This is a genomic window from Paenibacillus sp. 11B (assembly GCF_030487755.1).
Taxonomy (GTDB): domain Bacteria; phylum Bacillota; class Bacilli; order Paenibacillales; family Paenibacillaceae; genus Paenibacillus; species Paenibacillus vandeheii.
Genome location: NZ_JAUKNS010000001.1, coordinates 996039 through 1007597 on the forward strand (window position 1 = coordinate 996039; position 11559 = coordinate 1007597).

Annotated in this window: 12 protein-coding genes; 1 reads left to right on the top strand and 11 read right to left on the bottom strand. The window is 48.2% G+C overall.

Going from position 1 to position 11559, the window contains the following annotated elements:
- Nucleotides 1–72 precede the first annotated feature (72 nt).
- The 6 genes from Q0V21_RS04410 to Q0V21_RS04435 all read right to left on the bottom strand — a co-directional run bounded on the left by Q0V21_RS04410 (nt 73) and on the right by Q0V21_RS04435 (nt 8435).
- The gene (locus tag Q0V21_RS04410; protein ID WP_301877743.1) at nt 73–885 is read right to left on the bottom strand and encodes a LytR/AlgR family response regulator transcription factor; all 813 of its coding nucleotides are present in this window, start codon (nt 883–885) and stop codon (nt 73–75) included.
- Between the two features lie 10 nt (nt 886–895).
- Entirely contained in the window at nt 896–2548 is a 1653-nt protein-coding gene (locus Q0V21_RS04415; RefSeq protein WP_285078709.1) for a sensor histidine kinase, read from the bottom strand.
- 679 nt (nt 2549–3227) lie between these two features.
- Nucleotides 3228–3515, bottom strand: coding sequence for a stage VI sporulation protein F (locus tag Q0V21_RS04420; protein WP_024631103.1), 288 nt, complete (start codon nt 3513–3515; stop codon nt 3228–3230).
- Between the two features lie 113 nt (nt 3516–3628).
- Complete coding sequence (gene recG / locus Q0V21_RS04425) at nt 3629–5674, bottom strand: ATP-dependent DNA helicase RecG (protein ID WP_301877745.1); 2046 nt, start codon at nt 5672–5674, stop codon at nt 3629–3631.
- Between the two features lie 10 nt (nt 5675–5684).
- The gene (locus tag Q0V21_RS04430) at nt 5685–6548 is read right to left on the bottom strand and encodes a DegV family protein (protein ID WP_301877746.1); all 864 of its coding nucleotides are present in this window, start codon (nt 6546–6548) and stop codon (nt 5685–5687) included.
- Between the two features lie 78 nt (nt 6549–6626).
- Nucleotides 6627–8435 (bottom strand): DAK2 domain-containing protein, encoded by a 1809-nt coding sequence (locus tag Q0V21_RS04435; protein ID WP_079349539.1) that lies wholly within the window; start codon nt 8433–8435, stop codon nt 6627–6629.
- A gap of 641 nt (nt 8436–9076) precedes the next feature.
- On the opposite strand from Q0V21_RS04435, the gene rpmB reads away from it, so the two are divergent.
- A complete protein-coding gene (gene rpmB / locus Q0V21_RS04440) occupies nt 9077–9265 on the top strand; it encodes a 50S ribosomal protein L28 (protein ID WP_024631107.1) in 189 nt (62 codons plus the stop codon).
- On the opposite strand, the gene Q0V21_RS04445 is transcribed toward rpmB, so the two are convergent.
- The 5 genes from Q0V21_RS04445 to rsgA all read right to left on the bottom strand — a co-directional run bounded on the left by Q0V21_RS04445 (nt 9266) and on the right by rsgA (nt 11542).
- Entirely contained in the window at nt 9266–9460 is a 195-nt protein-coding gene (locus Q0V21_RS04445) for a hypothetical protein (protein WP_024631108.1), read from the bottom strand.
- 1 nt (nt 9461) lies between these two features.
- Nucleotides 9462–9542 carry a stage V sporulation protein SpoVM gene (gene spoVM, locus Q0V21_RS04450; RefSeq protein WP_019424875.1) on the bottom strand — a complete coding sequence of 27 codons (81 nt, stop codon included), beginning with the start codon at nt 9540–9542 and terminating at the stop codon, nt 9462–9464.
- Between the two features lie 167 nt (nt 9543–9709).
- Entirely contained in the window at nt 9710–9961 is a 252-nt protein-coding gene (locus Q0V21_RS04455) for a hypothetical protein (protein WP_024631109.1), read from the bottom strand.
- A 2-nt stretch (nt 9962–9963) separates the two neighbouring features.
- Nucleotides 9964–10623 carry a ribulose-phosphate 3-epimerase gene (gene rpe / locus Q0V21_RS04460; protein ID WP_053784310.1) on the bottom strand — a complete coding sequence of 220 codons (660 nt, stop codon included), beginning with the start codon at nt 10621–10623 and terminating at the stop codon, nt 9964–9966.
- A 1-nt stretch (nt 10624) separates the two neighbouring features.
- Nucleotides 10625–11542, bottom strand: a complete 918-nt coding sequence (gene rsgA, locus Q0V21_RS04465) for a ribosome small subunit-dependent GTPase A (protein WP_079349540.1) — start codon at nt 11540–11542, stop codon at nt 10625–10627.
- Between the last annotated feature and the right edge of the window lie 17 nt (nt 11543–11559).

Sequence of the window (11559 nt, forward strand, 5' to 3'; positions counted from 1 at the left end):
TAATCATACATGAAAGGGGATTCATAACACCGATTTGAGCATGAGTTGCATCAAAGGCGGAATGAACTGCCTCTAGATGCGCATGAGCTGCCTAAATTCCTTGACCTTGCCCCGGCTAACAGGCACTTCAGCCTCCAGATCGCGCAGGCGAAGCAGATACGTATTGTTAAACCAGGGCACAATTTCACGGATTTGAGACAAATTCACCACGTAAGAGCGATGACAGCGGAAAAAGGTCTCTTGCGGCAAACGGCCGTGAAAATCCGAAATACTGACCGGCATCGTAAACTCACCGTTTTTGGTATACACCTTCGTGACTTTCTCTTGTGCTTCCGCATAATAAATATCGGCGGTGTCTGTCACAATAATATTGTCATTGCGCAGCAGATTGATACGTCGTCCCGTCTGTGCATTGGATTCCCGCGCCTGCATCGTGGATGCAGACCATTCATCGTTCACTTGAGCCGCATGGTGAGCCTGTCCATCGTCGCTGCCACGTTCACGTTTCACCTGCTCATGATCCCGTCTGAACGCCGTTTCAAGTTTATTCAGCATCGCAGCAATCCGTTTCTCATCATAAGGCTTCAGAATATAGTCAAACGCCTCCAGCTCAAATGCTTCTGCCGCATGTTCCTTATAAGCTGTTGTAAATACGATATATGGCTTGCTCGCAAACTTCCCAATATGATGTGCCAGCATCATGCCGTCCAGCGAAGGAATGTTTATGTCTAGAAAAATAACGTCGACTTCCTGCTCCTGCAGAAACTTCAGCACATCCAGTCCATCTTCCAGACAATCTACCACTTCAATTTGGCTATGTTCCTGTATCAAGTAATTCAGTTCCTCACTTGCCGGAATTTCATCTTCAACAATAAGAGCTCTCATTAACCGTTCATCACCTTGTCACTACATCTCCTTTGGGTACATCAAATAAAATATCGGTTCCTTGCTCCAGCCTCGTAATCGTTAACCCCTGCCCATAAATGAGCTTCACCCGCCGATGTACGTTGTACAAACCGATTTGGTTGGCAGGCATCCGGTCATGGTACACACGCTCAATAATGTCGGCTCCAATACCTGCTCCTGTATCACTGACCCCAATTCGCACAAAGTCAGGATAATCCTGTACTCGAATCCGTACAGTCCCGGGTCCTTTTACCTTGAGAATGCCGTGGATAATAGCATTTTCCACAAGCGGCTGGATGACCAGACTTGGAATATGCACAGCCACCTCATCAATGTCATAGATGACGTTAAGCCTGCTGCCGAAGCGAGCCTTCTCAATTTCTACATAATTGCGGACCTGCTCCAGTTCCTTATGAATATCAATAAGCTCATCTGACAGCTCCAGGTTATAGCGCATATATCCCGACAGATTAACGATCAACTCACGTGCCCGATCCGGCTTGGTGCGAATCGATGAAGCAATGGCGTTCAGCGCATTGAATAGAAAATGAGGATGAATCGTGGTCTGTAATGCACGCAGCTCCGCCTTATTGGCCGCAGCCTTAATCTCCTCTACACGAGATACTTCCATCTGGGTGGAAATAATCTGAGACAGGCCCACAGCCATTGTTTGCAACGGATACGTGATCTTGTACGCTTTGCGGTAATAAATTTTCAGAGCCCCCGTCACTTCTCCCCGCTCTTTGAGCGGAATGATGAGGAGGGAGTGAATATCCGGCGTTTTTTCATCAATTACATCATTACTAATCGTAATCTCTCCGCTGGAGATCGTTTTCTTCGTCATCTCACTAATAATTTCATTCCCGATATGATATCGTTCCTCACCAAATCCCACATAAGCCAGTACATTTCGGGTATCCGTAATCGCAACCGCATCCGCCTGAATATCCTCCTGAATAATCCGGCATATCTTCCGCAAGGAATCTTCGTCAATGGAACGGAAGTAGGGCAAGGTCTTGTTCGCAATCTCCAGCGCCAGCTTGGCCTGACGAGCCGCAATCATTTCCTTTTCCCCTTCCACACTCTGCACCAGCAGCACGATCAGCCCAATATTCATCTCACCCAATATCATCGGCAATGCAATCTTCGAGACAATATCCGCCCCCAAGGGATCAGGGTAAGAATACAACAGAATCAGCATCATCGTGAGTGCCTCACAGATCATTCCGGCCGCAATACCAACCATCCAGCGCTTCGACTTGGGCGTATACTTATGTATATAACCGGACACCAGACCTGCCAGGATACTCGTAATCAGACAGGGGATCGCCGTAATCCCATCCATATCGATCAAGTACCGATGCACCCCGGAGACAATCCCGGTAATGATGCCCACAGGCGCTCCAAACAAAATGCCGCCAGACATGATCGCAATAATGCGCACATTCACCAGCGAGCCTTCCACATTAATACCGGTATAGGTTCCAAAGATGGCAAACGCACAGAATAACAACGTAACCGCAATGTACTCCTGCCATCTCAATTTTCCCTTTTGCAAAATCTGCCTAAACCGCGGTATCCTCGACAGAAAGAATAAAAATATAATCAGCAGTGCCGCCCGTTCAAACAACCCCAACAGCATCGTAAACATCTCCGTCAATCTGACTTCCTCCACATCCGTCAAAAATAAACGCCCATGATCGCAGCAGCGTTTTCTCATCTTGAGTCCATATATGCTCGTATGCAACAGTTTACCGCTCCCCCAGGAGGAAAGCAAAGTCAATCCTGTGAAAATGAGATGTACAGGAATGTAGTAGACAGTCTCTAACCTGTTGAATAGATGAAACAGAATTCATTTTATTCCAATTGATTCTCTTCTCTACACAGCCTTATTACTCAATATTCATTTACCATTGATAGACGTTTTCCTGCACACCATTTTCTGCATAAATCCATAAATCCTGCTCGATTGAGTTACACATTGTTCTTCTTCATTCATAAGGATGTCACAGGCTTTAAAAATAAAAAGGGGGTTCCATAAGTCATCTTCCTGACTTATGGAACCCCCTTCCACTAAATTACTTCATACACATTCGATGTAATTTGGTTTTATAAAGTGAACTTCCAGTTACAAAGTAACGGAGAGTGCAGAACCAATCTGGAGAAGCGAAGCGCTCGCCTTTATCCCCGGATTTTACCCTTTTAAAATTCTAATCTAAAAATCCGGGGGTAACAGCGATCGGAAGATGGTACTGCACTCGGAGTGGCCACGTGTAACATCCTATGGTTCATTTTATACCACCCAACAATACATCGAATCCCTACCTAAACATGCCCCACAGCTTAATCAAATGAAACGTATTGTTCGGATCGATCTTCTGCGCGAGAACAAAAGCAACGAATTGTTCCTCCTGAGCCGTAGAAAAATTCTCATTCAAAATGACCGCTGACGACTTGACCAATCTTCTCACCTTGGCCTTATCCTGCAAATCAGACTTGGAGACCCCATCTATCAACTTTTTGATACGCTCTTTGACAGCGGGATTTTTCATCTTCGTTTTGATCCGCTCCACCAGCTGCGGACTGATTCCATATTGTTGGTAACCCAAAACGTACAGCACCTCCTGAATAATGAACTCACTTCTTATTCATATGACAGAAGGGCCTGTACACTTGACATATTCCCACGGAAAATGTGGAAAACCACAACTCGGCAGCCCAATCAATCGATCAGATCCCCCTGGAATACTTGCTGCTGCTGTAAGAAATCACGTAAAGGCGAGTAGTCAACAGAGGTCCAGAAGCTTGCATCCGCAATCAGACTGGACACGTCATCCCGGGCCTGCTCCAATACGGCAAAATCCGCAACCATGTCGGCAAGACGGAACTCGGGTAATCCACTTTGCTTTGTGCCAAAGAAATCACCCGGTCCCCGCAGATCCAGATCTCGACGGGATACTTCGAATCCATCTTCGGTTTCTGTCATAACCTTCATGCGCTCCTGTCCTACTTCCGTCTTGGGATCAGCAATGAGCACACAATAGGAGGCATGAGCGCCCCGACCGACCCGGCCACGAAGCTGATGCAGCTGCGAGAGACCGAAGCGGTCCGCATCCATAATGACCATCAGTGTTGCGTTGGGCACATCGACCCCGACCTCCACAACCGTTGTGGAGACCAAAAGCTGAATATCGTTGCTGTAAAAGTCACGCATCATCTCTTCCTTCTCGCCAGCCGTCATCCGTCCATGCAGCAGACCTACACGGTACTTCGGAAAGTTCTGCTGCATCTGAATATGCAGGTCAATCGCATTCTGTACATCCAGCTTCTCCGACTCTTCAATGAGCGGACAGATCAGATAGGCCTGACGTCCCTGGTCCACTTCTCGCGAAATAAAGCCAAGCACCCGGTCCATCATGTCATGCTTGACCCAGTACGTCGAGATTGGAATCCTTCCTTTTGGACGTTCCGAGATGGTCGACACTTCAATATCACCAAAAGCCGTAATGGCCAGTGTACGCGGTATCGGCGTCGCCGTCATCGTTAACACATCCGGGTTGTACCCTTTACGCCGCAAAATGCTGCGCTGGTTCACACCGAAGCGATGCTGTTCATCCGTAACGACAAGACCCAGGTCGCGGAAAAATACATCCTCCTGAATCAGAGCGTGTGTACCCACCACAATGTCGATCATGCCCATCTGCAAGGATGCAATCAGATCTTTGCGCTTCCGTCCATTGACACTGCCCGTTAACAGTCCCACCGTTACGCCAAAAGGTTCAAACAGCTTTTGCAATGAGCGTATATGCTGTTCTGCCAGAATCTCCGTAGGGACCATCAGAGCTCCCTGAAAACCGGAACGAACGGTTGTATACAGGGCAATTGCCGCAATAACCGTTTTTCCAGAGCCTACATCGCCTTGCAACAGACGGTTCATCGAATACGGTGAACGCATATCATGCAGAATTTCAAGCTCTACCTTCTTCTGTGCATCCGTCAGTTCAAATGGCAGACTGCGAACAAACTCGCGAATCGTTGTATTATCCGTTGTATGCACTACACCATCCATACGGTCCCGGTTCAATGCACGATAAGCCTGCATCTTGAGTTGAAACAAAAATAGTTCCTCATACACCATCCGCTGTCTGGCCTGCTGGCCTTCCCGGTTATCCTGTGGGCGATGAATTCCGGCAATCGCCTGTTTGCGGGGCATGAATCCATATTTCTTCATGAGTGATTGAGGCAAAATTTCGGGGATCATGTCCCCGAACTGGACTAACCCCTGATTAATCGTTTTGCGCATCCAGGACTGTGTAAGCTTGCCGGTTACCGAATACACAGGCTGCAGCGTGCCCGATCGTCCTTCCCCTTTATCCGGGAATTCCGAATCTGTTACGGTCATCTGCATACGCTTCTGTTCCCATTTCCCCGTAATCACAATCTCCCGGTTGGGTGTAAGCTGCTCCTTCAAAAAATGCCGATTGAACCAAGTGGCTGAAATCATCCACTCTTCCGTCATTACCTTACAGGTAAGGCGTGACTTTTTGCCATAACGCTGCAAAACCGGGATACCCATCACTTTGCCCTGTACCGTAATTTTGTCCCCGTCCTTCACTTCGCTGAGCGAACGCAGACGATAGTCCTCATAACGGAACGGATAATATTCAAGCAGGTCTTTTACAGTAGAGATGCCAAAGGCGTGAAGCTCTCCCTCTTTGAGAGCACTCACGCCGCTAATTTGTTTAACCGATATTTCTTCCCATTTCATGTCTAATCCCTCATTCCGGAACAGGCCACATAAAGATGGCAATTACGCCTGGCCCAACATGGCTGCCAATGACGGCTCCAATATTGGTATACACCACTTCATTCAATGTAAAATGCCCACGCAACTGCTCTGCACAAGCGATCGCTGATCCGGGGTCTGCGGTATGACCTACCGCCAGATTAACACGTTGACCCGCCAGATCCTGCTGAAACAGTTCAATAATGCGTGCCATGGCTTTTTTGTGACCTCTGACTTTCTCCACTGCGTAGATAACGCCTTCCTCGTCAATGGACAAGATCGGTTTAATATTCAGCAGTGTTCCCAAGATGGCCGCAGCCTTGCCAATCCGACCGCCTTTCTGTAAATACTCCAAAGTGTCTACAAGAAAGAACAGCTTGCGGCTCCGCTGCATGGCTGCTACAGCCGCAGCAATCTCCGCTGCGGATTTGCCTTGCTCGGCAAGCTCGGCAGCCTGTACGACCAATAAACCATATCCATAGGATGCAGACTTCGAATCCAGTACCGTTATATCGCCTTCACGTTCCAGCAACGATTTGCCGAGCAGCGCCGATTGATAGGTACCACTCATACCGGAAGACAAATGAATTGATACAATGGACCGTTCCGGGTCCTCATCCAACAGTCTGTTATAGATATTCATAAAATCGGTGGGAGAAGGCTGTGAGGTTGTAGGCAGCACAGATGCCTTCTCCAACTTTGCATAGAACTGTTCTGAAGTCAGATCAGCACCGTCTGCATAAGCTTCTTCCCCAAACAGAACACGCAGCGGAACAACATGAATCCCGTATTTACGTACCAGTTCTTCAGGTATATCCGCGGTACTGTCGGTTACGATCGCAACCTTGTGGCTCATGAGATCCCTCCTCTTTGCTTAAGTGCTATAGTGCATGTTCAAATAGTGATCCATTGGGGACTTTTTGAACAATCTCTATTAGGACTCTACAGAGAACAAATAATAATAAACCGGCTGTCCTCCAAGATGCACCTCTACCTCAGCATCAGGATATTGTTCTTCAAGCCAAGCTACAAGCGCATCAGTAATCTCAGGGGTCGCCTCGTCCCCTTCAAGAAGGGTAATCACTTCATCTCCGCTCTCCATCATCTGTTGCAGCAAGCCTTCACATGCGTGCAGCATGCTTTCGTCTGTTGCCACGATCTTGGAATTGTGGATACCGATGTAGTGTCCAGCTTTGATATCAAGCTCATCATATTGCGTATCTCTGACCGCATGAGTCACTTGACCAGACTGTACCCGGCTAATCGCCTCAAGCATATGGTCACGGTTGGTTTCCGCAGACTCATCCTCCTGGAAAGCAAAAGCAGCTGCCATGCCCTGAGGAATCGTCTTGCTCGGAATGACAGTAATTCGGCGCTCATCTTCAAGCAACTCTCCAGCCTGCTGCGCAGCAAGTACAATGTTGGAGTTGTTCGGCAAAATAAATACCTGTTCCGCTGCAATCGAACGCACCGCTTTCACAAAATCTTCAGTGCTCGGATTCATCGTCTGTCCACCAGACAGAACAACATCCACGCCGAGACTCTTGAAAATCTCTGCAATGCCATCCCCGGAAGATACCGCGATAAAGCCATATGGCGCCATCTCATCTGCTGGTGGCTCCGCTTGCTCCAGACTGCGTGTTGCTTCAGGCGGGATCTCTGCGAACAATTCAGGCGATGGCGCTATGTCCATGCCAGCAGTCAGCAGATCACGATGCTGCTCACGCATATTGAGAATGTGAATTTGTGTGATTTCTCCATAACGGAGGGCCAGGTTTAATACATCTCCAGGTGTCTTGGAATGCACGTGAACCTTAATCACTTCATCGTCAGCAATAATAATGATGGAATCTCCGTTAACTGACAACGCTTTCCGGAATGCCTCGTCATCGAATGCAACGCCTGCGTTCTCTCCCAGCTCGCGATTAATAAAGAACTCCATGTCATACAGGAACTCAATATCTTCCGTTTCCAGTCTCGCCTGAGCAGACATTGGCATCTCCGGCACGATTACCTGCTGTGCAGGCTTCGCAGGAATTACTTCTGACGGTGCAGCCGGTTTCAATGCAGATGAAGCTACGGTTGGCTGTACGTCTTTCTGAAAGGATGTGCGACTAGCCCCGTCCGTTTGCAACAGAACGTCCATAAAGCCCTCGTAAATATATACAAGCCCCTGGCCACCTGAATCCACAACGCCGACCTGTTTCAATACAGGCAGCAGTTCCGGAGTCATTGCCAGTGCTTCTTTTGCTTTTAACAAAACTTCATTCATTAATTCAGTTATATCATTCGTCCGTCTTGCGTAGTAGCTGGCATGTTTCGCCGCTTCCTTGGCTACGGTAAGAATGGTCCCTTCAACGGGTTTCACTACAGCTTTGTAAGCTGCGTCCACACCGTTCTGCAGGGCTGCGGCGAACTGGAGTGTATTCAGTTCCTCGTAAGGAGCAGCTGAACGACTGAATCCACGGAACAATTGAGATAAAATTACTCCGGAGTTCCCCCGTGCACCCATAAGCAGGCCTTTCGATAAAATACCGGCAGCTTCTCCGATGGAGGCAGAACTTTTACGTTTAATCTCTGCGACTCCTGCACTCATTGTCAAATTCATGTTCGTTCCCGTGTCGCCATCCGGCACAGGGAAAACATTCAGGGAATTGACGTGCTCTGCATGCTGTCCAAGTTGTTCCGCTCCGGCAAGTACCATTGCGGTGAAATCTGTTCCATTTAAAGAACGTATACTCAAGTGAGAATTCCCCTTCCTAGCTTGATACACGAACATCTTGCACCAAGATGTATCTGGTCTGTTCATGCGCAAACGCATATCGCGTTATTCTTCGTCCATACCTTGTCCGGCACAGGCATACAATACATAATGTCAGCCGGATTAACGGTCTGGGCGGCCGGGCAACCGATATCCTGCAATTGCTCTGTAACCCCTAATTCGGGGCATACGGATATGCACCGGTATCAAGAGCCGGCATGAATGCCGCATGGAGACTGGTGCCAATGATGGAATGCCGCAGCTCACAGCGTTGCCAAAAAAGCAGACCACCGACCTCTAAGGCCGGTTTTTTCTCCGGCTACCCCGCGGCAACAGCCTGTTCACCACTGTATTATGGACTATTCAACATTGTACTATATTAGACAGGAGAAATAAATAAAGTTTTTGGATCAGTTGACGAAGCTTTTTTCAATATGATATTATATTCAAGTATTGTTTTATGCAGGTTTAGTAATGGAAATGATCCGGCTATGCCGGCTTGAACACACCATTAGCTACTGGAACCTGGCCATTGCGGTCAGGAAGAACAATTTTAGTCCGTATGGAATGACATTCGTGTCTCCGGAGGGCAACTGGTTATTTTAGGATAGGAGGTGTAATCTATGTCTCGCAAATGTTATGTGACAGGTAAGAAACCGGGCACCGGTAACCACGTATCCCACGCTAACAACCGTAACCGTCGTTCTTGGGGCGTAAACGTTCAGAAGGTCCGTATTCTCGTGAACGGTAAACCAAAACGTGTATACGTAAGCACCCGTGCACTGAAAGCCGGTAAAGTGACTCGCGTATAATCACGCACAGCTACTATAAATCGGGTAAGCAAAAAGCACCTTGTTCCTTGCAGGTGCTTTTTTGGTATTCAGAAATAAAATCATGAATACACACATCAGCATGTGAATGGCCGCCGCATGGCGCTTCGCAGGTCCGAATTCCAGATGATCCTGAAGCCAAAGCGGCGGTATTCGCCAATGTAACCATTTAATCATGTCAGTTCTTTTGAAACGTATTAAGAATTGCCTTTACAAACCCTCCCAAAAACTTCGGCAGTTTGAATGTGTAAAATTTCATACTTCACCCTCCCCATCATGCTCATGCATCCGCCGTATCTTATGCTCCAGGCCTTCTTTACGTTAAACACGACAAAAAAGGCTACATGAGAAACCTGCTCATGTAACCATATTTATGCGGAACCCTCTGTCCCTATTCCACAATGACGAGCCCGTTTATCAGGTCATTTAGGTTTGGGTAGGGATATATTGATAGACAGCAATCATGAATACACTCAATAAGTAATACAGTATGCTGAATATCACAAAAGTAACCCGAAGTCCTGTACGGTCAAATTTGCGGAAGTACATAATGACAACACCAACCCCGATCAATGACGTAATCGCATTATAAGGGGATTGAATAACCGCAAACATAGCCAGCACCAGTCCCGTAACGAGACTCGCAGCCATTGTCCACAGCGTCTCCTTGAGGTTCATGCTTAGCCTCCGTAGCTACTGCGAATTTCTGCAATCGCAGCAGCCCGGTCCTCACGTCCAAATACAGCACTTCCCGCAACAAGCACATCCGCTCCCGCTTCCACCACAAGTGGAGCCGTGTCGGCAGCAATACCGCCGTCCACTTCAATATGCACATCATGACGTCCTTTTTCGTTCAGCCAGCTGCGAATTTGCTTGATTTTGTTCATGGTGCCGGAGATGAAAGCCTGTCCACCAAAACCTGGATTTACGGTCATGACAAGCACCATATCCACATCGTCCAGCACTTCCTGAATAGCACTCGCCGGAGTCCCCGGATTAAGGGCAACCCCTGCTTTGACTCCCTGCTCCTTGATCAGATGAATAACCCGGTGCAGATGCACACAAGCCTCGGCATGAACCGTAATGACGGCAGCACCAGCTTTCGCGAATTCCTCGACATAACGCTCCGGATTCTCAATCATCAAATGAACATCAAGCGGCAAGCTTGTATGTGGAGCGATCGCTTTTACAATCGCAGGTCCAAGCGTAATATTAGGGACGAAATGACCGTCCATGACATCAACATGTATCCAGTCTCCGCCAGCAGCTTGGGCTTCCGCCACTTCCGCGCCGAGACGGGCAAAATCCGCAGATAAAATAGATGGGGCAATTTTAATCATGTTAGTACCTCCGCTTCTTGTCTTTCATTTCTGTAAGGAATTGTTCGTAATGGTGATAACGGCTTTCGGAGATCATTCCCTCCGCTTTGGCTGCAAGCACTCGGCAACCTGGTTCGTGCGTATGCGTACAGCCTCGAAACTTACACTGGTCCGCATATTGAGCGAACTCCCGGAAACAAGTGGATAGCTCCTCCACACCAATCTCCAGAAAGTCCAGTTGGCTGAATCCCGGCGTATCGGCGACAAAGCCACCATTATCCAGGGGGATGAGCTCCACGTGCCTGGTGGTGTGTTTCCCTCGGCCTAGACGCATACTGATTGCACTGGTCTCCAGCGTCAGGCCTGGCATCAGGGCGTTTAGCATGGAAGATTTACCTACACCGGATTGCCCGGAGAATACGCTAATCTTGCCGGCAAGACGCTTCTTGAGTTGTTCATTGCCTTCACCGGTTCGTGAACTGGTCGAGATAACTTCATATCCGATCTGCTCGTATAATGCCTTTACTTCAGCTACTGTATCACGTGCATCTTTTTCCGGATCAGCCAGGTCCTGCTTGGTGAGCACAATCAGTGCATCCAGTCCGGCTTGCTCGATATGTACCAGAAATTTGTCCAACAGATTGAGATTCATGTCCGGTTCCTTCACGGAAAATAACAGAACAGCCAGACTTACATTGGCTACCGGGGGACGAATCAACTCCGTCTCACGTTTTCGAATCTCATCTACTGTTCCTTCCCCGTTCTCTGTCAGCATGTAGCTGACACGGTCACCCACAAGCGGTGAGGTACCCCGTTTTCTGAATATGCCTCTGGCCCGGCATTGAACGGCGGAGCCTTCAACCGAAGGCACCCCGCTGTCTTCCACTGGCATGACATAATAGTAACCGCTTAGCGCTTTAACGATGATACCTTCTGGCATAGCTCCGTCGCCCTCCT